Here is a 26,300-nt window from a genome sequence, read left to right on the forward strand (position 1 = left end):
GAGGCTTCGCCTCCCGCGCTATCCTCCCCGCCCTGAAGGACGAGGTTTGCCGCGCAACCTGATCAATCAGGATCACGTAGTCATAATCAGCCAAGTATTTCAGCAAATCCGCGCCTGATTCTGGCTGGTGGGCGGCACAATCCGTGCGGTTTTCACCGTGCCATCGGCATGAAAAGCGTAGCGATGCCACAACATTCCGCGTGGTGCTTCGGTGCAACCAAACCCGGTACTTTTCAAAACCCCTTCACCCCTAACAGGTGGCTGATTTCTGGTAACGGGTAAACCGGGCCGTCTTTGCAGATAAAGCTGCCACCGAATTGGCAATGCCCGCAATGCCCGACGGCGCAGTGCATATTGCGTTCCATGCTCAACCAGATGTCATGGTCGGGCAAACCGCGTTCCTGCAACGCATGGGCGGTGGCTCGCATCATCCCTTCCGGGCCACACAACATGGCAACCGCATTGGCGGGGTCGAATTGCGCTTGCCCAATCAATTGCGTGACTAGCCCAGTGTTGAACGGCCAGCCTTGCCCGGTTTGGTCAGCCGTGAGCAATACTTGGGTATTGGGAGCTGCCGCCCAGGTGTCGTATTGCCTGCGCCAAATCAAATCGTGGGTGTGTTTCACCCCTTGCATAATGATTAAACGGGCGTAATGGGCGCGACGCCGCAATACGTAATGCACCACCGACACCACCGGCGCACAACCCAAGCCGCCGGTAATCAGCAAGACATCACGCCCTTGCGCCGCTGCCATCGGCCAACCCCGCCCGAAAGGGCCGCGCAACCCTAAGTAATCACCGGTTTGCAATTGCGCCAACGCTTTGGTGACACGCCCCACAACCCGCACGGTGTGATCAATCAAATGCGTGTCTTTCGGGTCAGAGGCAATCGAAATCGCGACTTCGCCGACCCCATGCAGGTACAGCATATTGAATTGCCCCGCATCAAAATGGTAACGCGCATGGTGGGCAAGATCGGTGAAGCGCAGCCGTAGGGTGAAAATATCCGGGGCTTCTTGCACCCGTGCGACGATTTGCACTTCGTGTGGTAAGTAATCATTGGATTTCATCCCAGTTGTTCCACCTCAGCGGTCAAATCAATCCCCGCCGGACACCAGCTAATGCAGCGCCCGCAACCCGTGCAGCCACTGCGCCCGAATTGCTCATGCCAGCCTGCGAGTTTGTGCGTCAGCCATTGGCGGTAATAGTCGGTGGCATTGCTGCGAATTTGCCAGCCGTGGATGTAGCTGTGACCGGGTTGAAAACACGAATCCCAGCGCCGTTCATGACGGCTGGTGTCACCGTCCAGATCCGGGATTTCCACCGCTTGATGGCAGAAACAGGTGGGGCAAACACTGGTGCAGTTGCCGCAAGCCAGACAGCGTGCGCCGACGGTTTGCCAATGTGGGTGATCGAGGTGTGCAAACAAGGGCGGTTTAGCGGGCAAATGGCGTTGCTGCTGGGTTGCGGCGTGCATCCGCTGCTGGGCGGTGTGTTGTTGCGCATTACTGGCGGGGGTAAGCGGCAATTGGGCGGCAAGGGTCGCGCCTGCTGTGGAGCCGCTGCTCAGCAGAAAACCTGCCGCAATTTCGCTTAATAACAGGTCGTAAGGTTGGCGAATTTCAGGGCCATCGCCGGTTGATACGCAAAAACAGGTGGCAGCGGCGTGGGTACAATTTACCCCGATTAGCAGCAAGCTCTCCCGCCGTGCTTGGTAATACGGGTCGACATGCTTGCCGTGTAAAAAGTGCTGATCTTGCAGCGCGAGTGCGGCAAGGTCACAGGCACGCACCCCGATAATGGCGGTTTTTTGCGGCTTGGGCAGGGTGGCTTGAAAACGCAAGCGCCCGCTCTGATCGCGTTGCACTGTCCACAAATTTTCTTGCGGGGCAAAGGTATACGGTTTAATGGCGGATGCACCATTGCTCCAATCGAACCAATAAGGCGAATCGGTTTGCTCTAAGCGGTAATGCGCCGGTTGTTGCTCATCTTGCCAGCCTTGGGGCAGTTGCGTGACGCTGTGTAAGTGGTCGAACACGATTGCGCCTTGGCGGATTTGCGGGCCGACACAATCGTACCCCGCTTGTGTTAATGCACGTAGCAGGTGGGGGAAGTCTTCCCGCGCAAGAAAATGATTCATGACTACACATGCTCAATTTGAGTCTTCCACTGAGTTTAGTGTGTTTGCCGAAAAAGTGTCATAAATAAAGTGCAAATATATTCACGGTTATTTAAAAGCTTTCGGTTTGGGTAATAACGGTGATATGTGCTTATTTTGCATAACCTTATGTTTTATAATGGGTTGTGATTCGGATAGTTGTGTGTTACATAATGAAACATCCTGTTGCAGACTGAAATACTTCTATGATCAGCATTCACCGAAAAATCACTTTAGCGTTTTCCACCTTAGCTGTTTTGGCAGTTGGCGTTGCTACGTTTACTTCCCTCGACTTACTGTTTCTTCAGCAGCGTGTCGAAGACGGTATGGCAATCTCCCGTCTCGAAACTACGGTGCAGGACATGCGCCGAGAGGAAAAAAATCTGTTTCTTTATCAAGATGCCAATGCCGGTGATGCAGCAGGTAAGTTTGCAGAATTGGCTTTAAAGGAATTGAATACTTCCCCTAAAGCACTGGCAAAAGTTGGTAGTATTCTGCAATTAGGGCAATTGCGTAGTGGCTTACAAGAATACCAGAAACTGTTAAAACTCTATCTTAAGCAGTTGCCCGTTGATGTTATGCTGGAAAATCAAATCCGCAACCAAGGTCATAATCTTTCCCAACTGGCTGAAAACCTTGCTCTGCACGAACGTGAGTTGTTGCGGCTTTCTATTGAAAATGCCAAGTCAGCACAAGTCATCGGAATCGCAATTTTCGCCATCTTGTTGTTATTAGTGGGTTGGCGGCTTGATCGTTCGGTGATCAAACCAGTGAAACAGCTCATGCAAGACCTTAACCCGATTGCGGAAGGGCGTTTTGACCGGCTGGAAACTGATTCCAGTAATACCGAAATGATTTCCCTGCGTGAAGCCTTCAACCGGATGTTGGACGAACTCGAAGCCCGCCGCCGTCGTCTTATCCAGTCTGAAAAGTTGGCTGCTATTGGTATCCTCGTTTCTGGCGTTGCTCACGAACTCAATAATCCGTTATCAAACATTTCCTCCTCCTGCCAGTTGTTGTTGGAGGAACTGGATACCGCTGATCATGCCTCGCTACAAGACTGGGCGCAAACCATTGATAATGAAACCGAACGTGCCCGTCGTATTGTCGATGCGCTGCTGGATTTTGGGCGCAGGCAGGAACCGCACTTGGAACAGGTCAATCTTGCCGATTTGCTGGAACGTACCTTGCTGTTGATCCGTGGTCAGGTGCGTAAAACTGGTGCGACAGTGCATACTCACATTCCGCTGGATCTGATGTTGCTTGCTGATCCACAGCGTTTGCAGCAAGTATTCATCAACCTATTACGCAACGCGGCAGAAAGTAGCGAAAACCTTGATTTACATGTCCGTGCCAAAGGGTGCAGTTTTTCCGGCACAGCCTTACCATCCACAGCAACGGTGGTTGGCGAGTTGGGTTGCCATCTCAACAAGCGCCAACCAATGATCGAAATCATTATCGAAGATAATGGCCCCGGTATCCCGCCTGATACTCTGCCGCGTATTTTCGAGCCGTTTTTCACCACCCGTGAACCCGGTCATGGTATGGGGTTGGGTTTGTATATTGTGCAGGAAATCATACAAGAACACGGCGGCTGCATCGCGATTGCCAGCCAACCGGGGCAGGGAACGCGGGTGGTGCTGCGCTTGCCGTGTCGAGAGCACCGCTACGTTTGACGTTTTAAAACTAACGGCGTGATGTCAATGGCATCGCCAAACATCTGTTGTGCGTATTGCAACGCATCCTTACGCTCTTTAAAGAAATGTTGTTTGCCTATGCTTGCCACCAAGCCTGAACGTTCCAAAGCGTTGTAGACCTGTGCTTTGGTACGCGCAAAGTACAAATAAATGTTTTTGGTTGACAAACGATCAGCCACTTTCTCCAGCATATTTTCACCCGTTGCATCAATTTGCCCGACGCCCTCCATATCAAGTATCACTATTTTCAGATTCGCCTTGTCAGCCATGCTGTTAAGCAATTTGCCTTCCAAATAACCCGCATTGGCAAAATACAAATCGCCGTCGAAACCGTAAATGGCAACGGTGTCGCTGGTCGGTAAACCGTGCAGTTCGGCATCACGCAAAATGCCATCTTCTGGGTCACGTGCCAGTTCCACAAAATTAGGGCGCATGGTGCGGTATAGGAACAAACCAATCGACAATATAATGCCGGTGAGAATGCCGATTTCCAAATGTGGAGCAAACACCAGCGTGGCGACAAACGTGACAATTGCGGCAACCCCATCATGACGTTCTACCGTCCAAGCGCGTTTGATCGGATTGATGGCAAGCAGGTTCAGCACTGCCATGATAATCACGGCTCCCAAAGTTGCCTGTGGCAGGTAGTACAACAAATCGGTCAGGAACAAGAGCGTAACAGCCACCAAACAGCCTGTCACAATGGAGGCAAATCCCGTGACTGCACCCGATGAAAAGTTTACCGCCGAGCGCGAAAACGAGCCGGAAACCACATACCCTTGGAATAACCCTGCGGTGATATTTGCCATGCCTTGTCCCACCAGCTCCTGATTCACTGACCAAGGCTGGCGCGTCTGCGATGCAATGGTTTTCGAGATGGAAATGGCTTCAACCAGCCCCATCAACCCGATGACCATTGCCGCCACCATCAGTGAGCTTAGGTGTGAAAAATTAAATTCAATGCTAGGAAAACTGAGGGATGGCAAGCCTTTAGGAATTTCCCCCAATACCGCACCGCCGATAGCGTCATACTGAACCAACCAAGCAATCAGTGTCGTCAATACGACAGTAATTAAAATGCCCGGTAACACAGGAGCATAACGTTTCAGGATAAACAAACAATAAAGTGCAGCAGCACTCATGATCAAAGTAGCTTGGTTGGCGTCCCCTGTACTTATGGTAACGCTCCACAAGTATTCGTAATAATAGGTAAACTGATCCGCTTTAATATCCAGCCCCAACAATTTCGGGATTTGCGAGGTGGCAATAATCAAGGCAGCCGCATTGGTAAAACCGATCACCACCGGATTGGAGAGAAAATCAACCACAACCCCCAAACGCAGTAAACCCAGTGACAAGCGGAAGATACCGATCATGAGTGCCAGTAATGCTGCATAAGTCATCATCACTTCAACGCCCAAGCTTGCATAGGGTTGGATTGCGGTTGCTGACATCAGCGAAGCCAACGCCACCGGCCCGGTACTTAATTGGCGTGAAGAACCGAACAGTGCCGCCACCATGACTGGTAAGAAAGAAGCATATAAACCAATGTAGGCAGGCAATCCGGCCAATTGCGCATACGCCATTGCCTGAGGAATGGCAATCGTTGCTACGGTCAACCCAGCCACGAGATCCGCTTTAATAGTGGCTGGGTTTTTCAGCTCACCCAACCAAGTTCGGTAAGGCGTAAAAAAGCTTCCCCAGCTCTGTATCAAGGAGAATAGCCAGTTTTGGGAATACGGTGTCATTTTGTCATCCCTAGGTACAACGCAGGCAATTTCTCCGGCAAGCGCGTGATATTGTCCAGCACCAGATAGTGCTTTGCCCCAAAGATGCGTTCCACGTACTGATCGGCTTGTGGGTCAAGCGTCATGCAGAAGGTGCGGATACCGCGCCGTGTCAATTCTTCCACTGCCCGCCGGGTGTCGTGACGTAAATATTGCGGGTCACGCACGTCGTTATCCGCCGGTTCGCCATCGGTGAGCAGCAGGATCAGCTTTTTCTGGCTGGCACGTTGGGATAGTAACTGTCCGGCATGGCGCAATGCCGCCCCCATGCGCGTGGAAAGCTTGCCACCCATTGCGGCTAGTCGCCCTTTTACGGTGTCGTTGTAGGGCGCATCAAAATCCTTGAAGCGGAAATATTCCACGTCATGCCGCCCGTTGGAGTCGAAGCCGTGAATCGCAAACGGGTCGCCAATTTTGTGTAACGCTTCCGCGAGTAAAGCGGTGGCTTCGCGGGCAAGGTCAATCACTTTCACGCCTTCGGCAGCACCCCGTGCTTGATCATTGGTAGATTCCGACAAATCAATCAGCAATAGCACCGATAAATCACGGATTTGCAAACGGGTGCGGATATTAATACGTGGGTTGGGTTGCTTGCCCATGCGAATATCCACCATCGCCTGCACAGCGGCGTTCAGGTCAATGGTGTCGCCGTCTTCGACATTGCGCTGGCGGATCACGCCTTGCGGTTGCGCGGCTTCGATCAAGCGTTTCAGGCGTTGGATAATCGGTTTGTGCTTTTCTACCGCTTGCTCAATGAGGTCGGTATCACCGCGTTTGGGGCGTTTTTCCAACACTGTTACCCAGTTGGGGCGTTCCAGTTGGGTTTGGTAATCCCATTCGGGGTAATGCACGGGCGATGCCACCGGCTCTTTGCCCTCTTTTTCATTAAGGGTCGTGCCGTCGTCATGGAAGAATTCGGTTTCCAGCACCCAAATTTCTTGCGCGTCATCGCCTGCGTATTCCACGTCCAGCCCCATGACCATTTCCATCATGCTGACGTATTTGCGCACTTGCTGGGTTTGTCCCGGCAATAACACGGTGTTTTCGGCATCGTCGGGGGATTGCCACAGGTAGCGGTTATCGTCGCGGTAGGGGTTGGTGGGCTGATCCTGGCGCGGGTTGTATTTGAAATCCAAAGCTTTTGCTTGTTCCGCCAGTTGCAAACCAATGTCCAACGCCAAGGTTTGGTCGTTTAAACGCTCGGTGTGTTGCGCAAACAAAGCAGCGGCGGCCTCCACCAGGGGGTGATCATCGCGGTAATCTTTGTCCAGCAAGCCACGTGCCATGCGCCCCAACACACTGGCGGCACTGTTGTCTTGCGGGTCAGCCGGTAACAGGTTTTTCCACAAGGTCAGCAAGCCGGGGAAATCCTGCACCGCCAGTGTTTCCACCCGTGCGTCTTCCACCACGCCGACCATTGCTTGTTGCAACGGGGTCAAACCTTGGGCATCGTCATAATAACGGGAATACACGATATGCGCGGCAGTATGAGCCGCCGCCGCCCGGTACACATCCATGCCCTTGGCTTTTTCGCCATTGGGCAGGGTGAAATCGTCAAACGCATCCGGCAGGTGGATAAAGCTGGCTTCGATATACGGGCGGTAGCCTTCGCGGGTTTCAAAGTCGCCGGAGGTTGGGCGCAGGAAAAAGTCACGTCCCCACAAGGCGCGTAAATACATGATCAGGCGGCGTTGCACATCGACGAACAATACCCCGCGCTGCTCTTTCTTCAGCACGTTCATGGCCGCATCGTTTTGCAGCCCGAAATACTCAGCCTGTCCGTTAAAATCGTTGCGGTAAGCGGAAATGCCCCACATTGCCCAGCGGCGCAACCCGCCCAGCGTCAGGTGCGCCAATAACACATCGAGCTTTTCCAGCATCGGGCGCAAAGCACGCGGGGCTTGCGCCAGCAAATGGTTTAACAGGCTCAGGTAGCCTTTGAACAGTTCCAATTCGCCCAGCCGCGCCGCCGCTGTGGGTGCGGTGGAAAACAGCAGCACCAAGACACTGGCACTGGTTTTGGAGAACATCTGAATGGCTGCGGATAACAGTTCGGAAACGGCTTGTTCCCCCACTTCTCTGGCAACCAGCGGGGCAGCTTCCAAGAAGGATTCGACCAAATCCGTGCCGCGCCCCAGCGATTTCAGCCCCGCCGCACCGCGCAAATAGGTATCCAGTCCACGCGGGGAAAACACCCGTGCGGCTTCTTGCCAGTTGGCTTCCAGCACTTCGTTGGCGGTGTCCCCTAAATCGTCGAGGATGTCCTGATAATCGCTGAGTTGTAACGCCATCAAAGTACTCCTTATTACCTTACACCTTGCAGAATTGTTCTGGCAGAACGGACGAATGGTGATGGGTAATGAGCCACTCTCCGGCACGCGGACGATACACAAAGGTATAACGTGCGGTCACTTTGCGTCCGTCAGCAAACACGAAGGAATACGTACCCATATCCACTGCCATATCCCAGCCGACTTGCACATGGCGTTCGGTGACAGTGCCGCGTGGTGAACCAGCGAGGAAATGCTTGAAATAGTCAGCAATCGACTTGTGCCCAACGTGCGGCTCATCAGCAACCGTAGGCAGCAATACCGCATCATGGCTGTAACAGGCAACCACAGCATCGACACTGCGGGTATGCAAGGCAGCATCCCAACGTTTGAACAGGGCATCCACATCCACGGGTGGCGGGGTGGTATTGCCAACATAAGCCCCGGTGACAGCACCACGCGGAGCGCGTGACTGCATGGAAGCGGAAGTGGTTACTCTGGAAGTCATGGTGTCTTCTCGCAGGTTAATCAGGCCAAACACGCTCAGGGTGCAGCGGGAAACCTGGTTGGTTCAGGTCGTCGGCTGCGGCTGGCGCGGCTGGTGGCACTGTGGGTGCTTGCGGTACATCAGCAACGGCTGGAACGGTATCTTCTTGCACTACCGCTGCTTCGGGTGCTTCAAGCACCACTGGTGCGGCTGCGGCTGGTTTCACCGCTTTGGGTTTGCTGGATTTTGCTGTAGACATCTGCCAAACCTCGTGGTTAAACCAAATTATTGTTGGGCGAAAGCATCAGCTTCGGCAGCGTAGGCATACTCCGCATCCGTTAATGCGTCACCTTCCGCATTGATACTCACGCTCACGTGATTGCGGGCGAAATTTAGGTTCGGATGCAAACCCGTGCGTTCGGAAAGCGCGGCAAGTTGATCCAAAAACGTGCGTGTTTCAGCGTAGGAGGCAAATTCATAACGGCGGGTCATTGCCGCTGGGCGTTGCTGGATGTTCCATGCGCTGCTGGGTTGGGTTGCGGTCATGATAGTGCTCCTTGGTTGAAGATACCCCTCACCCCCCAGCCCCCTCTCCCTCAAGGGGCGAGGGGGAGCAAGAGAGGTTGTTTTCTTAGCCCCTCTACCCTTGAGGGAGAGGGGGTGAGGGGTAAAATACATTACTCCGACTTCGGCAAAATGCTTTCGACTTCGGAGTGGACGCGGGCAATAATGTGCGCCGCGACCAAACCGTCACCCACGCGCTCACAAGCGTCAGCACCGGCACGCACTGCTGCGTTGACCGCACCCGTTTCGCCGCGAACCAAGACGGTGACATAACCACCGCCAACGAATTGACGCCCGATCAGCTTGACTTCCGCCGCTTTGGTCATGGCATCGGCGGCTTCGATAGCCGGAACGAGACCCCGTGTTTCAATCATGCCTAATGCAACACCTGTTACTTGTGCCATGTGTATTCTCCTTATAAACGCTTAACCATTAACCAATTACTGCATTGTCAACCGGCTGACCGGCTTTCGGCAGAATGCTTTCGACTTCAGAGTGGACGCGGGCAATAATGTGCGCCGCCACCAGACCGTCACCCACGCGCTCACACGCATCAGCACCTGCCCGCACCGCCGCATTGACAGCACCGGTTTCGCCGCGTACCAGCACGGTCACGTAACCGCCGCCTACGAATTGGCGACCAATCAGACGTACTTCTGCCGCTTTAGTCATGGCATCAGCGGCTTCGATAGCCGGTACCAGACCGCGTGTTTCAATCATGCCTAAGGCAATACCAGTTACTTCAGCCATTTGAATATCCTCTCGTAAAAAATCAGTCATTAATTAACCCAGCGGCGGTCATTCTTCCCAATGGTCGATGATTCCGGCGATGGTCAAATCCGTTAGCACCTTGGGATCTTTGAGCGCGTAACGCGCCGCTGATCCGCTGATGGTGAAAACCCACGCTCCGGGCGGTGCGCCCACCGGATCGCAAGCCACATTCTGAGCACCCTTGCTGTCCACCAAAACCCGCAAGGACATATTTTTCAAGCCAGGTACGCGCTGGGTGGCGACCAAATCAGACTGTACCCGCATGATTTCCATGTGCTGCTCCTTATTCCCCGTTCCAGCGGTCGATAATGCCGACGATGGTGAGGTCGGAAGGGTATTCCTTACTGCCTGCGGCTTCGCGAGCGGCAGAGGAACCCACACAAATCACCCAGTCACCGGGGACGCAACCGATGGCATCCACTGCCACTTGCCGCGCTCCGCCGACTTTTTCCTGTACCACTAACAAGCCCTTATGCCCCAGTTCGGCAAGGCGGTTGGTGGATACCAGCGTTTTTTCTACGCGCATGATCTTCATGCCACATCCTCCACGACTTCGACCGGGCTACCTGTCGGCGTATCCTGCACTGACAAATGGCACAGCAACAAACCCTGTTCCACCAATGCCGCGTAACGGTTACGGATAGCAGCGGCAACCCGCTGGGCTTTCGCCACTGTGCGTTCGCGTGACCCCGGTACACCGGCATCGTAACGGTAGTGAATCGCGACCGGCACCGGCAGACCGTGTTTCACGTTCAAGCCTTTGAAAATCTTGATGCCGACATCCATGTCTGCCACGCCTTCTTCCAGCGTGTGCAGATGGGCGTAATACGCCACATTGCGGATTTGCACTTCCTCGAAGCCATCCCCGACGCTGATGTAGCGTTCGGCGTGTCCGATGTCGGTGTATTGCCCGTTGTGCAAATCCATCACGTAATCCATCTGTGACAGGTTGTTAATCAGCAAGTTAGTCACCAGCCGTCGCATCCCGTCGTGCGGCGCACCTTTGCCGGTTCCCCAGCCGTGCTGGTTAATCGCGGCTTCTACCGCCTCGTGTACTGCCAAGCCTGCTTGATCTGCCGACAAACCCAGCGTGGTGTGGAACAGCACCTTGTTATCCACAAAGCGTTGCGGGGAAAGCTCACCGTTGCCATCGGGGATATGCACCCGGATGGCATCGGTGTCGGTATCGACCCCAATCAACAAAATATCTGTGCTGGCACCACAACAGAACGAATTCTCAATAGCCTGGCGGAACTGGTTTAGGCGATCCAGTGCCGCTGCCACCGCTTGATGGTCGTTACTCCCGTGGGCAGCACATCCCTCATGGCAGGGGGAACTGCTACTGGTGTGATACACCGCGATTTTCAGGTAACGAGTCCCTGCATCGACGGTGGTTGGCACACCTTCGCGGAAACGGCGTAATTCGGTTGCCATCCAGTGGCGCACGTCCGTTTCCACGTCGAATAATGCCCCGGCATACGCCTTGCGCCGGGTAAACGAAGTCAAAGGCAGACGCAAAATGTAGCGCATCAAACCTTTGAGGCGACCATCGGCACAGGGGCTGATGTCCACCGCGTGAAAGCCACAGTCGAGGAAGAAGTTGCGGGTATCCTGCACCGCTTCCACCTGTTGGCGTAAATCGTTGGCAAACTGTTCGGTTGCCAGCTTCAAAGCCTGAAACGCGCAATACGCATACAGGGCTTTCATGTCCACTCCACTGACCCACGCATCGTTGAGGATGCGTTCCGGCAAGCGGTAGCCGAGTTGGGCTTCCGCAATCGCTTGTGCTTGTGCGCTGAAACCTGCCCCCAGATGCAAACCGGCAATGGCTTGCAGGGCGGGGGCGATGGCTTCAAAACGCCCTTTAACACTTTCTTCACAATGCGCCAGCCGTGCATTGGCGTGCTGGTTAGCCAACGGGTGGCGGCGAGAACCCACCGCCGCCGTGTTGACGGGTGTTAAGCGCGTCCCCGTTTCTACCCTTAACGCCACTGGCGTTACGGGGTGTGTCACTTTGCGCGGCGTGAGTCCCTTGCCTTGGGTTTGGCGGGTCACACGCAGTGCTTGTTGCGCTTGACGGCTATTCACTTAATGACCCTCCTAACCTCTAGCCCCGCCGGAAACGGTGATCAGCGCACCTTTGCCACTGTTGCCGCTGCTGCCGGTCACGTTAGCGATAGGCGGCGCTTCGGGGCGTTCCAGTGACTTGTTGGCGTGTGCATTCACCATTGCCATCGCTGGTTGCATCCCGCGTAAGGTCGGGTTGCGGTTTTGCGCCCACCGCCCTTCCGTACCGGTCATGCGTTGGCTACGACCCCAGTCGTCACCCGTGATGCGCAGGTTGTCACGCCCGTCGCCGGTCACACGCGAGGCGGCTGGTTCGGCACTGGTCGCTACCGGTTCGCTGGCAACAGTGGCTGCTGCTGGCTGCTGGTAACGAAACTCCGGTGTGCCGGAAACCACTTGGTTGCCACGATTGCCAGGGCCGGTAATGCGCCCTGCGCCTTCGTAGGCATTGCCTGTTACGCGCCCCAGTGCGGCTTGTGCCGGTGATTGAATGCTGAAACTCGCTGCCGCTTGTTGGGCTGCTTGTTTCGCTTCTGCTACGGCACTGTCAGCACAGCCATGACACATCACCGGCGGCGGTGGCAACATGCGCCGTGCCTGCGCCACTTTCACTTTCAGTAAATGATCGGCTGCGCACTCATCGCAGCAAAAGCCGTGTTCACCGTCACCGTGGTCATGGTGGTGTGGTGCCTGCTCAACGACGCTCAGGTACGGTGTACCACTGACGTGTTGTTGTGCGCCGTATTCATTTCCCGTGACATGCTTGGACGTCATCAGCGAAATGCCGGAAACGTGTTGCCCTTGCTGGGTCATGCCTACGTGCACTTTGGCAGGGACAGGTGGCGGTTCGCTTGCACAATACCCGGCAAAATGTTCCTTGCCGTAGTATTCCGTACCGGTGACGGGCAAGCAGCCGCCACGATCATCACCGGTGAGCTTTGGGCTGTGATCCACCCGATTGCCTGTCAGACTGCGCCCCGCAAGGGTTTGCATCGGATACGCTTTCGGTGGCGCACGATTTGCCACTTGGCTGTCGCCATACTGTGAACCGGTTACTTTACCCACTGCTGTTGCCTCGTTTCCTGTGACTTTTTCAGTACGATTGACGAGATTGCCGGTAATACGCTGTCCTTTCTGGCTGTTATCCTCACCCACTTTGGCAGAACGTGCGGGTGCTTGCGTCTTGCAAATGGATTGGAATTGCTCGCTGGACACGTATTCCGTCCCCGTTACCGGGCGGCAACTGCCGTATTCATCACCTGTTACCTTGGTCGAACGCCCGACTTCTGTCCCTGTCACTTCACGACCCGCGACGGTGTGCGTTAAGGCAACCTTCTGCGGCCCATTAATGGTCAGGCGTGAAGCACCGGCATCCGAATATTGCGAACCGGTAATGCTGCGTCCCGCCCCCGGCTCATTGCCGGTGACAGGTTGCAGGCGGGCTTCATCCACACCTGTTACCGTTAACTGCTTGCGTGCCGTTGTACCAGCCACTACCTTGGGAGCGCGAGTCGTCAACCCTTTGTTTTCACAAAACGCTGAGAACTGCTCCAGCCCTAGGTACTCCGTGCCAGTGACAGCGCGGCAACTGCCCACTTCATCACCGGTCACTTTGCCGGAACGACCGACTTCCGTCCCAGAAACGGCCAGACCGCCACCTGTTACCGTTAACCCGACTTTTGGCGGATTCGGTTCGGGACGTGTCCCGCAAATGGTGTCGAAATGGTCAGTACCCAGGTATTCCGTTCCTGTTACCGCACGGCAAGTACCGGCTTCGCCCCCCGTCACGGTATTAGCAGTAATACGGCTAACCTGAGTGCCGGTCACGGCGTTTCCCAGCAGGGTCTCGTCAACCTCGACCTTGGGGGGAACACGCTGTGGGCGCATCCGCCCGGTGGGGCGTGGTGCGGCGGGTGCATCGGGACGTTGCCCACGTGCCGCTTGTACACGGTGCTGGCGAGCAGCATCACGTCCTTGCGGAACGATACCTAAGCGTGGGTTGCGCCCGTTCGGGCGGCTACCGGGGCGACGGGGTGCGGCGGCTTTGCCTTGCGCTGCCAGTTGTTGGCGACGGTTACGGCAAATCGCGCGGACACTGTTGCCACTCACACCTAAGGCATTAGGGTCAGCATCAACCAATTCGCACAGCGCATCCAGCGCTTCTTCTGTTACCGGCTCATTGCCAAACAGACTGCCCAGATTGTTTTCCAAAGCAGTGCTGGTGGGGTAAGCGGCAACCGCTGGTGCGGGCGCTACTACCGGTTGTGAACGCTGCCGGGCTTGTGAACCACTGCGTTGGGCGGCGCTACGGCGGCGTTCTGCCGCTTCCCGCGCTTTGTTTGCACTGGCATTGATGGCAACGACAACAGACGTGGACGGGGCTGCATAAGCCACCACTGGGGCAGCTTGTACAGGTTCAAGTCGGGTGGATGCCGCAGATACTGCCTTAACAGCAGCTACCGGGCGTGACTGACCGGCACTGCGCTGGGCAGCAGCCCGCCGACGCGCGGCGGCTGCTTCGCGGGCTTTATCCGCGCTGTTTGCAGGTTGTGCAGGCATGGTGTCTCCTCCCTGTCAGTCATTAAGCGCGGTACACAACAAAGGATGTGCCTTGGCTTTGGGTGTAGTTGTCGTAACCGATCAGACGCACGTGGTGGTTGGGGTATTCCCGATGGCACGCTTCGATCTCTGACAGGATGCGGTCAACGCTTTGCTCACCGAACATGGGCAGCTTCCACATGAACCAGTAGTACTTGTGGGATCTGGCAGGCTCCACGTGTTCGATAGCCGGGTTCCAGCCCTGTGACACGATGTATTGAATTTGCTGGCGGGTTTGGTCTGCCGTCAGCGCAGGCAAGTAAGAAAAGGTTTCGTACTTGACGGTTTGTTTGTAATCCTGAGAATCAGCCATGGTTTGCAACTCCTGTGATTAGCGGTTCTGAACATCAAGTTTGTCAACGGTGTCGAACTCGAACTTGATTTCTTTCCATGTTTCCATGGCGATCTTGAGTTCAGGGCTAGACTGTGCCGCTTTGGTGAGGATTTCCTTACCGTTACGCTCCAGTTCAACACCACGGTTACGCGCTTCGACGCACGCTTCCAGTGCTACACGGTTAGCCGCCGCACCTGCTGCATTGCCCCACGGATGCCCTAATGTACCGCCGCCGAATTGCAGAACCGACTCATCACCGAAAATGTTCACCAGTGCAGGCATGTGCCAGACGTGGATACCACCGGATGCGACCGCGAATGCGCCAGGCATTGAACCCCAGTCTTGGTCGAAGAAAATACCGCGTGAACGGTCTTCTGGAACGTAAGATTCACGTAACAGGTCGATCCAGCCCAGTGTGGAAGCGCGGTCGCCTTCCAGCTTGCCTACTACCGTACCGGTATGCAGGTGGTCGCCACCGGACAGGCGCAGTGCTTTGGTCAAGACGCGGAAGTGGATACCGTGGTGCGGGTTACGGTCGAGTACCGCGTGCATCGCCCGGTGGATGTGCAGCAACATGCCGTTTTTACGGCACCAGCGAGCCAGACCGGTGTTAGCCGTCATACCGCCAGTCAGGAAGTCGTGCATGACAATCGGTGAGCCGATTTCTTTGGCAAATTCAGCACGCTCATACATTTCTTCAGGGGAAGGTGCAGTCACGTTCAGGTAGTGACCTTTGCGTTCGCCGGTTTGCGCTTCTGCGGTTTCAATCGCGTCCTGCACGAACAGGAAGCGGTCACGCCAGCGCATGAATGGCTGTGAGTTGATGTTTTCGTCGTCTTTGGTGAAGTCCAGACCACCGCGCAAGCATTCGTATACCGCACGACCGTAGTTCTTCGCCGACAAACCCAGCTTAGGCTTGATGGTGCAACCCAGCATGGGGCGACCGTATTTGTTCATCTTGTCACGTTCAACCTGAATGCCGTGTGGTGGGCCATTACAGGTTTTGACGTAAGCAATCGGGAAGCGCACGTCTTCAAGACGCAACGCGCGGATCGCTTTAAAGCCGAATACGTTACCCACCAATGAGGTGAAGACGTTAACGACAGAACCTTCTTCAAACAGGTCAATCGGGTAAGCGATAAAGGCATAGAAGCAGGCATCGTCGCCCGGTACATCTTCGATCATGTACGCACGACCACGGTAGTAATCCATGTCGGTCAGCAAGTCTGTCCACACGGTCGTCCAAGTACCCGTGGAAGATTCTGCTGCGACTGCCGCCGCCGCCTCTTCACGGTCAATACCCGGTTGCGGGGTGATCTTGAAGCACGCCAGAATATCCGTATCCAACGGGATATAGTCAGGCTGCCAATAGGTTTGCCGGTATTCCTTCACCCCGGCTTCGTATTTCTTTGCCATCATCTTCTCCTTGCAGAAGTTGCTCTAGGGAATCTTGCTCTGACCTCGGTGCATCAGATGGAGCAACTATAAGCAAGGCGAATGATCAACTAAAGTTAATTGTAAAAATTGTTTTCATAAACTCTGGTTAATGTTAATGGTGAGGATTAAGGGGAGTTAATGGTTCGCAGAGGGGGGCGCAGCTTCGGTATTTACATTGCAGTGCGTTAATCAGTGGTCTAAAATCTTTACTATTCACCCTATAGTAAAACCCAAACCGGAGAACGCCATGCACAAAGTCAGTGCCAAGCGGCAAGTGACTCTACCGAAAGAATTGTGTGATCGCACGGGGATTTTACCGGGTGATTATGTGGAGATTTTTGAATACAACGGTCAATTAGCGGTCATCAAGAAATGCCGTGGCGCGAGTCGCGGTAGCCTTAAACACCTCAAGCCGTTGCACCCGATTAGCGATGCCGCCTCACGTCAGGATGCGCTCGATGATCGCCGTTGATACGAATGTGCTGTTACGCCATTTGTTGCAAGATGATGCGGTGCAATCCCCCAAAGCCAGTGAGTTGATTGAGCAGCACGAGCGTGTCTTGGTAACAGATGTGGTATTGGTGGAGTGCATCTGGACACTGAGCGGTAAAAAGTATCAAGCCAGTCGTGAAGACATCGTGACACTGGTAACAGATTTAGTGCGCGAACCCGCGATTGTGTTTGAGAACCCACAGGCGATTTGGGCAGCGTTGAACGACTTTCAAGCCGAATACCCCGCGTATGATGCGGATGGGCGTAAGTGGAAATTGCCGGATTTTGCCGATGCATTGATCATCCACAAAGCCAAACAGACCGCGAAACAGTGGCGTGAAATGCTGGATGGCGTTTACAGCTTCGATGTGGGCGCGTTGCGAATTGCTGGCACGCGCACTCTCTGATTTCCCGTTATTTTAAGCACAAGGATTCCCTCGCATGGCGACCCCCGACAATTCCACCTACGGCAAACTCGTCGATAAACTGCGCGAGTTGTTCGAGCTGGATAAAGCCGATCTGGATTTTGGCATTTACCGCATTATTAGCCAGCGGCAGGATGAGGTTGATGATTTCCTGCGCAACCAGTTGAAAGCGACAGTGAGCGGTTTGCTGAATTCAGCGCAAGGTAGCCAGCAGGTGGAGTTGCAGGCGGAATTGCGCAAAGCCGAGCAAGCCATGCAGGATTTGGGAATGAACCCTGAGCAGTCACCGAAGGTGCAAGCCTTGCGTGAACAATTGCTGGCGTTGGGCAATCCACAGCGGTTGGAAGATGAGGTGTATGAGCATTTGTACCGCTTTTTCAGCCGCTATTATGAGGAAGGCGATTTTATTTCGTTGCGGCGTGTGTCGCGCACCGCGAAGTATGCGATTCCGTACAATGGCGAGGAAGTGAAGCTGCATTGGGCGAATGCCGATCAGTATTACATTAAATCCAGCGAGAATTTCCGCGATTATCGCTTTACCTTGGCGGATGGGCGCGGGGTGCATTTTAAACTGCTGGATGCAGACACTAGCCGCGATAATACCAAGGGCGATAAGCGGTTTTTTGTGTTGGCGGGTGAAAATTCGCTGGCGGTTCACGCGGGTGAATTGCGGGTGCATTTCCATTACACCACCACGGCTGAGAAAAAAATTACGGATACCGATGGCAAGGTGAAAACACCGAGTCAGAGCGTTTTTAATAATCTGACGTTGCTGGCGATAGCGCACGATGTGGGTAAAGTCGCGCCGGAATGGTTGGGGGCGTTGAATGCGTTGCAGCCGACGAAGGCGAATGTGAAACGCACGCTGTTGGAAAAGCACCTGACGGATTATACCGCGAAAAACAGTTTTGATTATTTCATCCATAAAGATTTGGGTAGGTTTTTGCGGCAGGAATTGGATTTTTATATTAAGAATGAAGTGGTGTATTTGGATGATATTGATAATCCGGCGCGGGATGGGGAGGCGGAAAAAGCGTTAACGAATTTGCAGCAGACTTTGCAGAAGATTACCGCGATTCGTAAGGTGGCGGGGAAGGTGATTGCGTTTTTGGCGCAGTTGGAGGATTTCCAGAAGAAGCTGTGGTTGAAGAAAAAATTTGTGGTGGCGTGTGATTATTGCCTGACATTGGATCGTGTGCCGGAGTCGTTGTATGGGGCGATTGCGGGGAATGCGGCACAGGCGGCGGAGTGGTGCAAGTGGCATTTTATTGCGGTGGATACGGTGGTGGATGAGAGGTTGTTGCGTTCGCAGCCGTTTTTGATGGTGGATACGCGGTTTTATCCGGCGGATTTTAAGGCGGCGTTGCTGGCATCCATCGACGATATTGACGCGCAATGTGACGGCTTACTGATCAATGCCGACAACTTCCAAGCCCTCAACCTCCTGCAAGACCGCTACCGCGAACAAGTCAAATGCATCTACATCGACCCCCCCTACAACACCGGAAATGATGGATTTATTTACCGCGACAACTACCAACATTCGTCATGGTTAGGACTTTTTAATAGTCGTTTGCAAATTTTAAAAAGTCTACTTTCAAATGATTCGTTGTTTTATGCAAGCATTAGTGATAATGAATCAGCAAATATGAAAATCAGTTTAGATGATTTTTTTGGAAAAGATAAATTTGAATCTCAAATAGTAGTTCAATCCAATAAACGCGGTCAAACATATCAAGCCATTGCAAAAACACATGAATATATTTTTGTTTATGTGTCTGGCGATAATTCTGAAATTATGGAGCTACCAAAAGAAATATCTGATTCTGCATTAAAAGATGCTGATGGTACGTATGAACTTTGGGAGCTTAGAAATAGAAATCCGAAGTTTGGAAGATTCAATAGACCAAATTTATTCTATCCAGTATATGTGAACACTAAGGTATTAGATATTGATGGTTATGCTCAAGTTTCATTGATTAAAACATCAAATTTTATCTACGAGACGTTCCCTAGAAATAGTAATAATGAAGACTCTTGCTGGAGATGGGGAAAAGAGAAATTTTTAAACTCTATAGGAAAAGGAAATATTTTAATCGCAAAACAGAAAAGAGATGGTGGATGGAATATTTACGAAAAAGCTAGAAAAGGCACAACAAAAGTAAAATCTATTTGGGATGAAACTGATGTTATTAGCGAACAAGGAACAGTTGAATTAGGTGCTTTAGGTTTTACCGAATTTGGATTTCCAAAACCAACAAAATTAATAGGTAAGATTTTAAAAATTAGTACGTTAGATCATGATTTGGTGTTGGATTATTTTGCGGGGTCGGGGACGACGGGTCATGCGGTGATTAATTTGAACCGCGAGGATGGCGGCAACCGTAAGTATATTCTGGTGGAGCAAGGCGCGTATTTCGATACGGTGCTAAAGCCGCGTATTCAGAAAGTGGTGTACGCGGAAAACTGGAAAGACGGCAAGCCGGTTGCGAAAGAAGCGGGGAACTTAGGTGGCATTTCCCATTGCTTCAAAACCATGCGCCTAGAAAGCTACGAAGACACCCTCAACAACCTTGAACTCAAACGCAGCGGGCAACAACACTCCCTACTCGCCGCCAACCCAGCCGTCAAAGAAGACTACCTGCTGCACTACATGCTCGACATCGAAGCCCAAGGCTCATTGCTCAACATTGACGCATTCACCCACCCCTTCGACTACCAACTCCACATCGCAGGCGATTCCGCCGGAGCAACCCGCCCGCAAACCGTCGATCTGGTCGAAACCTTCAACTACCTGCTAGGCTTAAGCGTCCACACTCAGCGCACCGAAACCCTGCAACTCACCTGCGCACCCAACGAACACGGCATCTGGCAACGCCAAAAACACCCCGATTCCGCCCAAGCCATCACCGCCACTTACACCTTCTTGAGCATCCACGGCACACTCCCCGACGGCAAAACCGCGCTCATCATCTGGCGCATCCTCAACGATTTCAACCAGCCCATCAGCAAAACCTGCCACAATATCGCCCTCGACCACTTCCTGCTCGAACGCCAACGCATCAACCCGCGTGAAGGCGAACTCGATGTCATTTACGTCAATGGCGACAATACCCTACCCAATATCCGCACTGAAGCAGAACACTGGAAAGTGCGTTTGATTGAGGAAGAGTTCCAGCGGCTGATGTTCGCGGGGGCGGTGTGAGATGCGAATATTCCAAACACTGCCTGGAAAATTGATGAATATTTATACGGGGTTTGCCGTGGCATACCAAGTGAGCAGCAAATGAGTGCACAAACTATGAAAGGCTATCTGGATCATGTTGAGATTCGCGGTTTCCGCAGCCTCAAAGACGTATCGGTTGATCTGTCACCCTTGACGGTGCTGATTGGTGCAAACGGCTCGGGCAAGTCCAACTTCATCAAGTTTTTTGAGCTAATGCGCTGGCTGATGGACGGGCGCAGCTTGCGCGAATGGGTAGCACGGGAAGCGGGTGCAGATGATCAGCTTTTCATGGGGCGTACCGTGACGGAAAAATTACGTTGGCAAGTGAGTATGCAGGCTAATGATAGCCTTAACCGCTATCAATATGAGGCTGTTGCGCTGGCAACGGGAGCAGATCAGATGGCATTCGCTTCTGAGCATTGCCGTTACATACGAGCGGATAAACAGAATTCAGTCAATGATTGGGTCGATTTGCACGCCCACGCTGATTATTCACAACTATTATTTGCGGCGCAAAACGATAAACTGCCTGTTCGAGATAAAATGACGGCGAAAGTATTGCTACACTTATTACGACGTTGCCATGTTTATCATTTTCACGATACATCCCGCTATGCCAATCTCAAGAAACACCATGATGTCACTGATAGCGTTTATTTGAATGCTGATGGCGGTAATTTGGCAGCCTTATTATTGAGTCTCAAGGAAAACGAGTTCCCGTATTTTCAGTTGATAGAACATCAAATCAAACGGGTATTGCCCGCTTTTGATGGTTTTTTATTAGAACCAGAATATGGCAAAGTCATGTTGCGCTGGCGACACAAAGACAGCGAAAAAATCATGGGTGCGCATTTAACATCGGATGGTTCATTACGCCTATTCTGCCTAATTACGCTGTTTAATCTACCGGATGAACGTTTACCCGACGTAATTTTATTGGATGAACCGGAACTAGGTTTGCATCCTTATGCGATTCAGCTTCTGGCAGCCATGATGAAAAGTGTTTCCAAACGCACTCAAATTATTGCTTCAACGCAGTCGGTCACATTGGCAAATGAGTTGAGTTGGCAAGATATTGTCGTGGTGCAATATGAAAATAATGCCTCGCGCTTGGTGCGTTTGGATGAGCAGCAATTAAAACCGTGGCTGGAAAACTACGCTATCGGCGACATCTGGCAAAAAAACCTGATCGGGGGTACGCCTGTATGTTGAGAATTGCAATCAGTGTGGAAGGAGCAACCGAACGTGAATTTGTCCAGCAAGTGTTAGTCCCGCATTTCATGATGGCGGGAAAATACCTTCAGGCGGTTGATATTCGTGGCAATGTGAGTCTCGATAAAATCAAGGCGGAATTGCCGGGATTACTGTATGGCTTTGATTATGTGACTACGCTGTATGATTTTTATGGATTCAAACGCCGTGAGAATCGTTCTATTGAGGAATTGGAACAAGCCATTCACGCGCTTGTTCCGGCAAGCAAACAAAGCTGTTTCATCCCTTATGTGCAGCAGTATGAATTCGAGGCTTTGCTATTCAGTGCGCCAAGCTTGTTGGCTGAACACTTGGGTGTGGCTGATCACGCGGTGCATTTTCAGCGGCTTACCCAAGCCTGTGGTGGTGCTGAAAGGATTAATGACGGTTTTGATACCTGCCCTAGTCGGCGGATTGTGGCAGTTTTTTCGGCTTATAACAAAAAATTGCATGGGCCAGACATCTGCCAGCGGATTGGTTTGCCCCAAATTCGGGAAGCCTGCCCGCGTTTTCATTGCTGGTTACAGACGTTGGAAAACCTGTCTGATACCGTTGCAGGAGAAACCCCATGAGCGATTTCCCCCGCCAACTGATCTTAAACGACTGGCTGCTAACGCAATTCGGTGTCACGCAATTTGCTGACCTTTCCGCCGCCTTACACCATAAGGAACTCAGCGGGTTCACCGAAGAGGGTAATAGCCGTTTTTACGTGCGGCTGGTGGAAACTTTTCCGCAACGTAGCCGCCCGCTGCGTGATGAGCAATTGCGCGATTACGACCTCAATATCGTGCGTCACTGGAAACGCATCAGCGAAACGCGCAACCACGCGGGGCAAATCCTGTACCCGTTGTATTTCCAGTACATGGCATTGCTGTTCAATGAAATTTACCAAGACCGCTATTGGGCAGACCGCGACGCTTTTGCGGGTGAACTCAATACTCACTTACACCGCTTCAACTTAAAGCTGGATAAAAAGCTCAAACTCGACCCCTATCAGCCGCAGGAACTCAATAAACTGGCATTCTGGATGGCAACGGGCGCGGGTAAAACTTTGCTGATGCACGTCAATATCCTGCAAACCCAGCACTACCTGCAACAACACCGCAAACAGCGCGAGATTGAGCAAGTGCTATTGCTGACCCCGAATGCGCGGCTTTCCGAACAACACCAGCGCGAACTGCGCGATTCGGGTATTAATGCCGATTTCTACACCAAAAACCGCCAGTCTGCCCAAGGCGTGTTGGGTTTTGGGGTGCAAATCCTGCACATCCACCAACTCAAGGACAAAGACGGCGACACCACGGTAGCGGTTGGTAATTTCGAGGGTAAAAATTTGGTGTTGGTGGATGAGGGGCATCGCGGCGCAAGCGGTGAGGAATGGCTGGATAAGCGCGAACAGCTTTGCGCGGCTGGCTTTTCCTACGAATATTCCGCCACGTTTGAACAAGCGATTGCCACTGCCGCGACCACCAAAAAAGACGGCGTGAGTCAGCAGCAACGCCTGACCCAGCTCTACGCCAAGTGCATTTTGCTGGATTATTCCTACCGCTATTTCTACAACGATGGTTTTGGGAAGGATTTTCATATCCTCAATCTGGAAAGCAAAGCCTTGGAAGGTTCGCAAGCGCTGTATCTGACGGGGTGTTTACTGGCGTTTTTCCAGCAACGTTTGCTCTATAAGGATCAAGCTACCCAGATCAAGCCGTATTTGCTGGATAATCCGCTGTGTCTGTTTGTCGGCGGCACGGTGACGGGCAGGGATTTGGATGAGCAGCAAAGCGACATTTCCCTGATTGTGCATTTCCTCGCGCAATTCCTGAGTGAACAACAGCGCGGCACGTTTGAGCATTATCTGGAACAACTCCTGCACGGGCGTGATAGCTTGATTGATAAGCAAGATCAGCGCGTGTTTCATGAGCGTTTTAGCTACATCGTCGCGCAATACCACCAGCGAGGCGCGGCAATGCTGTACCACGATTTGCGCCGCACGGTGTTCAATACTGAACTCGGTGGCTTGCTGCACATTGAAGAACTCAAAGGCACGGATGGCGAAATCGGTTTGCGCGTGGGTGATGCCAGCGATTATTTCGCGGTCATCAATATCGGCGACACGGGTAAGCTGTGCAAATTGCTGGAGGCAGAGCGCAGCAACCAAGAACGCCCGTTGTATACCGTGAGTGAAAAAGTGTTTGCGGGTTCGTTATTCCGCGACATTAACACCAGCCGTTCGCGCATTACGCTGCTGATTGGTGCGAAGAAATTCACCGAGGGCTGGAGTTCATGGCGTGTCAGCACGATGGGCTTGCTGAATATCGGCAAAAACAAAGGCTCGGAAATCATCCAATTGTTTGGGCGCGGGGTGCGGCTGAAGGGCTATGATTTTGGCTTGCAACGCTCCGGTTTCGTGCGTCGTGACGATGAGCAAGCACACCCTGAGTATTTGGCGTATCTGGAAACGCTGAATATTTTCGGGGTACGCGCCAGTTACATGGATGAGTTTCGTCAATTGCTGGAAGATCAGGGTTTAACTGAGCCTGAGAAACCGGAAACCATTACCCTGAAAGTATTCCCTACCCCTGACCAGACAGAATTGCAACGTATCCAGTTAAAATTATTGCGTCCTAGTAAATCCATGCCAAGTTTCAAGCAAGCGGCGCGTCCGGTATTGGCGTTGCTGCCTATCGACAGCCCCCACCATGTCAAGGTGGTGCTTGACTGGTATCCGCGAGTACAAAGCAAAGCGGGTAGCAAACAAGGCGCAAACCTGCAACTGCAAGGCAAACAACACAGTATTAACTTGTACGAAGCGCGGTTTGGGCGGGATCAACTCGCGTTTCTGGACGATGAGCAATTGCTGTTTGAGTTGCTGCGTTTCAAAAACGAAAAGGGTTGGCATAACCTGCAAATCACCCGCGAAGCCTTACGCACGGTATTAGCGGATTCGTCATGGTACAAACTCACCATCCCCGAAGAATTTTGGTCGTTTGGTGCGGGGCATTTCGCACGGGTACAACTGTGGCAGGAAATCGCCACCGTCTTGCTGAAACGTTATTGCGAACGCTACTACGCCTTGAAAAAACAGGAGTACGAAGCCCCGTATCTGGAATACCAAAGCGTCGCAACCACCGACCCGAATTTCGTTAGGGAATATCAGGTGGATGTACCAGTGACGGAAATAGACCTGATTACTGTTTTGAAAGCTGCTGAAAAGCGTCTGAAAAATGCTAAACGCGCGGATGCCGTGCGTGATTTAACCGGTCACGGTGATTTTCACTTCATCGGCGCGGATTTTCACCTGTATTTTCCCTTGGTTGAGCTTTCCGGTAAGGGGCATACCGTCAAGGTAAAGCCCGTGCATCTGAATCAGGGCGAGGCGCAATTTGTGCGTGACCTGACGCAATGGGTAGACAGCAAGCCCGCTTTGCTGCAAGGGTATGAGCTGTATTTGTTGCGTAACCAATCGAAAAGCGGTGTGGGATTTTTTGAAGCGGGGAATTTCTACCCCGACTTTATTTTGTGGGTGAAAAAAGATAATCAGCAATGGATTACCTTCGTTGATCCCAAGGGCTTGCATCACAATACGCAAGGTTTTGAGCATCCGAAAATTCAGTTTGCCAAAACGATTAAGACGTATGAAGCCAAGTATCAACACACGGTCGAGCAGCACATTACACTGAATTCTTTTATTCTCTCGACGACGAGTAAACATGAGATGAATGGGGCTGAGGACAAGGTTTTTTCCGACCATCACATTCTGTTTCAGAAGGATTACCCGCACCATTATGTCGATGACATGATGATGCGGGTATTACGGCCTTAACCAGGGCGGATCACCTGCCCGGTACGCCCATCGCGAATTTGGGTAGGCTGTAATTGCCCGCCCAAGGGCGCATCCAAGACAAATCCCAATTGCTGGTCAAATTGCTGGAGGATTTCTGTCACGTTGCGGGCAGGTTCTTGCCCATTTAAATTGGCACTGGTGGAAATGAGCGGATGCCCCAGACATTGGCACAATTCCCGGCAAACAGGATGCGCTGTGACCCGCACCGCCAGTGTGTCGTGTTCGCCTCGAATGAGCGGGGAAACCTCAGGGCGCACGGGTAACAACCACGTCACCGCCCCCGGCCAAGTGGGTAAGATTTGTTGCAGTAACGCCGCTTCGAGCGGTAACAACCAAGGGGCAAGCTGTTGCAAGTCGGCAGCAATCAGAATCAGCCCTTTGTGTGCAGGGCGTTGTTTAAGCGTAAGAATGCGCTGCACCGCCTCAAGATTAGCCGGGTCACAGCCTAAGCCAAACACCGCTTCGGTTGGGTAAGCAATCACTTTACCCTGTTGCACTGCTTGGCAGGCCGCTGCAATGTTATTGCTTACAAAATGGTGCAAGGCGATTTCCTCGTGTTGGCGTTAGCGTTTTTCCCGGTGTCGATCATACCAAAGAACTCCCCAGCGGATGGCTAAACCCACCACGGTCGCCCCAACAATCAATGGCCATGCACTGGGTAACAGCGCAGAAAAGAACAATACAAATACCAACAAAATCGCCAATACAGCGGGGTCACAGCTTAAGATCGACTGCTTGGGTGGGGATGTATGTTCCATCGGTTTTGCCTCGTGTTGATCATCGTGCTGTGGTTGCGACATAGTAAATTCCTCGAATTGAGGCGCACTATAAATTAGCTTGACAATCAACTAAAGTTAATCATTAATATTACTTAGATTAACCTAAGTAAATGTAA

General features: G+C 52.6%; 25 protein-coding genes and 1 pseudogene. 7 read left to right on the top strand and 19 right to left on the bottom strand.

What is annotated here, in order from left to right:
- Positions 1-99 precede the first annotated feature (99 nt).
- The 3 genes from HMY34_RS12595 to HMY34_RS12605 are packed head-to-tail and all read right to left on the bottom strand — an operon-like array spanning position 100 to position 2,140.
- Complete coding sequence (locus HMY34_RS12595; protein WP_202715831.1) at positions 100-237, bottom strand: hypothetical protein; 138 nt, start codon at positions 235-237, stop codon at positions 100-102.
- Positions 234-1,070, bottom strand: coding sequence for an FAD/NAD(P)-binding protein (locus tag HMY34_RS12600; RefSeq protein ID WP_202715832.1), 837 nt, complete (start codon positions 1,068-1,070; stop codon positions 234-236). The genes HMY34_RS12595 and HMY34_RS12600 overlap by 4 nt, the downstream gene beginning before the upstream one ends.
- Entirely contained in the window at positions 1,067-2,140 is a 1,074-nt protein-coding gene (locus HMY34_RS12605) for a 4Fe-4S dicluster domain-containing protein (RefSeq protein ID WP_202715833.1), read from the bottom strand. Before HMY34_RS12605 ends, HMY34_RS12600 begins: the two co-directional genes overlap by 4 nt.
- Before the next feature lie 224 nt (positions 2,141-2,364).
- On the opposite strand from HMY34_RS12605, the gene HMY34_RS12610 reads away from it, so the two are divergent.
- Positions 2,365-3,834 carry a sensor histidine kinase gene (locus tag HMY34_RS12610; RefSeq protein WP_202715834.1) on the top strand — a complete coding sequence of 490 codons (1,470 nt, stop codon included), beginning with the start codon at positions 2,365-2,367 and terminating at the stop codon, positions 3,832-3,834.
- Here HMY34_RS12610 and HMY34_RS12615 read toward each other — a convergent pair.
- From HMY34_RS12615 to HMY34_RS12675, 14 genes and pseudogenes are all read right to left on the bottom strand, one after another.
- Positions 3,825-5,603: a SulP family inorganic anion transporter gene (locus tag HMY34_RS12615; protein WP_202715835.1), complete on the bottom strand. Its 1,779-nt coding sequence runs from the start codon at positions 5,601-5,603 to the stop codon at positions 3,825-3,827. The genes HMY34_RS12610 and HMY34_RS12615 overlap by 10 nt on opposite strands.
- On the bottom strand, positions 5,600-7,933 hold the full coding sequence (locus tag HMY34_RS12620) for a nitric oxide reductase activation protein NorD (RefSeq protein ID WP_202715836.1): 2,334 nt from the start codon (positions 7,931-7,933) through the stop codon (positions 5,600-5,602). The genes HMY34_RS12615 and HMY34_RS12620 overlap by 4 nt, the downstream gene beginning before the upstream one ends.
- 19 nt (positions 7,934-7,952) lie before the next feature.
- Entirely contained in the window at positions 7,953-8,420 is a 468-nt protein-coding gene (locus tag HMY34_RS12625; protein ID WP_093066224.1) for an SgcJ/EcaC family oxidoreductase, read from the bottom strand.
- A gap of 16 nt (positions 8,421-8,436) precedes the next feature.
- Positions 8,437-8,658, bottom strand: coding sequence for a hypothetical protein (locus HMY34_RS12630; protein ID WP_202715837.1), 222 nt, complete (start codon positions 8,656-8,658; stop codon positions 8,437-8,439).
- Between the two features lie 26 nt (positions 8,659-8,684).
- Complete coding sequence (locus tag HMY34_RS12635; RefSeq protein ID WP_202715838.1) at positions 8,685-8,945, bottom strand: 4a-hydroxytetrahydrobiopterin dehydratase; 261 nt, start codon at positions 8,943-8,945, stop codon at positions 8,685-8,687.
- Positions 8,946-9,076: 131 nt separating this feature from the next.
- Positions 9,077-9,367, bottom strand: a complete 291-nt coding sequence (gene csoS1, locus HMY34_RS12640; protein WP_202715839.1) for an alpha-carboxysome major shell protein CsoS1 — start codon at positions 9,365-9,367, stop codon at positions 9,077-9,079.
- 28 nt (positions 9,368-9,395) lie between these two features.
- Complete coding sequence (gene csoS1 / locus HMY34_RS12645) at positions 9,396-9,713, bottom strand: alpha-carboxysome major shell protein CsoS1 (protein WP_202715840.1); 318 nt, start codon at positions 9,711-9,713, stop codon at positions 9,396-9,398.
- 48 nt (positions 9,714-9,761) lie between these two features.
- On the bottom strand, positions 9,762-10,007 hold the full coding sequence (locus HMY34_RS12650; RefSeq protein WP_202715841.1) for a carboxysome peptide B: 246 nt from the start codon (positions 10,005-10,007) through the stop codon (positions 9,762-9,764).
- Between the two features lie 10 nt (positions 10,008-10,017).
- The gene (csoS4, locus tag HMY34_RS12655; RefSeq protein WP_093066212.1) at positions 10,018-10,269 is read right to left on the bottom strand and encodes an alpha-carboxysome shell vertex protein CsoS4; all 252 of its coding nucleotides are present in this window, start codon (positions 10,267-10,269) and stop codon (positions 10,018-10,020) included.
- On the bottom strand, positions 10,266-11,822 hold the full coding sequence (locus tag HMY34_RS12660; RefSeq protein WP_202715842.1) for a carboxysome shell carbonic anhydrase: 1,557 nt from the start codon (positions 11,820-11,822) through the stop codon (positions 10,266-10,268). Before HMY34_RS12660 ends, csoS4 begins: the two co-directional genes overlap by 4 nt.
- Before the next feature lie 12 nt (positions 11,823-11,834).
- Positions 11,835-13,100, bottom strand: a complete 1,266-nt coding sequence (locus HMY34_RS20570; RefSeq protein ID WP_407701856.1) for an alpha-carboxysome scaffolding protein CsoS2 — start codon at positions 13,098-13,100, stop codon at positions 11,835-11,837.
- 129 nt (positions 13,101-13,229) lie between these two features.
- A pseudogene (locus tag HMY34_RS20575) lies at positions 13,230-14,360 on the bottom strand (alpha-carboxysome scaffolding protein CsoS2); the annotation flags it as partial.
- A 22-nt stretch (positions 14,361-14,382) separates the two neighbouring features.
- The gene (locus tag HMY34_RS12670; RefSeq protein ID WP_202715844.1) at positions 14,383-14,712 is read right to left on the bottom strand and encodes a ribulose bisphosphate carboxylase small subunit; all 330 of its coding nucleotides are present in this window, start codon (positions 14,710-14,712) and stop codon (positions 14,383-14,385) included.
- 18 nt (positions 14,713-14,730) lie between these two features.
- Positions 14,731-16,149: a form I ribulose bisphosphate carboxylase large subunit gene (locus tag HMY34_RS12675; protein WP_202715845.1), complete on the bottom strand. Its 1,419-nt coding sequence runs from the start codon at positions 16,147-16,149 to the stop codon at positions 14,731-14,733.
- A 268-nt stretch (positions 16,150-16,417) separates the two neighbouring features.
- Between HMY34_RS12675 and HMY34_RS12680 the strand changes: the two genes are divergently transcribed.
- From HMY34_RS12680 to HMY34_RS12705, 6 genes are all read left to right on the top strand, one after another.
- The gene (locus tag HMY34_RS12680; RefSeq protein ID WP_202715846.1) at positions 16,418-16,642 is read left to right on the top strand and encodes an AbrB/MazE/SpoVT family DNA-binding domain-containing protein; all 225 of its coding nucleotides are present in this window, start codon (positions 16,418-16,420) and stop codon (positions 16,640-16,642) included.
- Positions 16,629-17,069, top strand: coding sequence for a type II toxin-antitoxin system VapC family toxin (locus tag HMY34_RS12685; protein WP_202715847.1), 441 nt, complete (start codon positions 16,629-16,631; stop codon positions 17,067-17,069). The genes HMY34_RS12680 and HMY34_RS12685 overlap by 14 nt, the downstream gene beginning before the upstream one ends.
- 34 nt (positions 17,070-17,103) lie before the next feature.
- Positions 17,104-20,292: a site-specific DNA-methyltransferase gene (locus HMY34_RS12690; protein WP_202715848.1), complete on the top strand. Its 3,189-nt coding sequence runs from the start codon at positions 17,104-17,106 to the stop codon at positions 20,290-20,292.
- An 81-nt stretch (positions 20,293-20,373) separates the two neighbouring features.
- Positions 20,374-21,525 (top strand): AAA family ATPase, encoded by a 1,152-nt coding sequence (locus tag HMY34_RS12695; protein WP_202715849.1) that lies wholly within the window; start codon positions 20,374-20,376, stop codon positions 21,523-21,525.
- Complete coding sequence (locus HMY34_RS12700; protein WP_202715850.1) at positions 21,519-22,136, top strand: DUF4276 family protein; 618 nt, start codon at positions 21,519-21,521, stop codon at positions 22,134-22,136. Before HMY34_RS12695 ends, HMY34_RS12700 begins: the two co-directional genes overlap by 7 nt.
- The gene (locus HMY34_RS12705) at positions 22,133-25,384 is read left to right on the top strand and encodes a DEAD/DEAH box helicase family protein (RefSeq protein WP_202715851.1); all 3,252 of its coding nucleotides are present in this window, start codon (positions 22,133-22,135) and stop codon (positions 25,382-25,384) included. Before HMY34_RS12700 ends, HMY34_RS12705 begins: the two co-directional genes overlap by 4 nt.
- On the opposite strand, the gene tsaC is transcribed toward HMY34_RS12705, so the two are convergent.
- Both tsaC and HMY34_RS12715 read right to left on the bottom strand, forming a co-directional pair.
- Complete coding sequence (gene tsaC / locus HMY34_RS12710) at positions 25,381-25,947, bottom strand: L-threonylcarbamoyladenylate synthase type 1 TsaC (protein ID WP_202715852.1); 567 nt, start codon at positions 25,945-25,947, stop codon at positions 25,381-25,383. The two genes, HMY34_RS12705 and tsaC, sit on opposite strands and share 4 nt — an antisense overlap.
- Before the next feature lie 21 nt (positions 25,948-25,968).
- Positions 25,969-26,205, bottom strand: coding sequence for a hypothetical protein (locus HMY34_RS12715; protein ID WP_093066202.1), 237 nt, complete (start codon positions 26,203-26,205; stop codon positions 25,969-25,971).
- Positions 26,206-26,300 lie beyond the last annotated feature (95 nt).

This window comes from Thiothrix subterranea, assembly GCF_016772315.1.
In the GTDB taxonomy this organism is placed as follows: domain Bacteria; phylum Pseudomonadota; class Gammaproteobacteria; order Thiotrichales; family Thiotrichaceae; genus Thiothrix; species Thiothrix subterranea.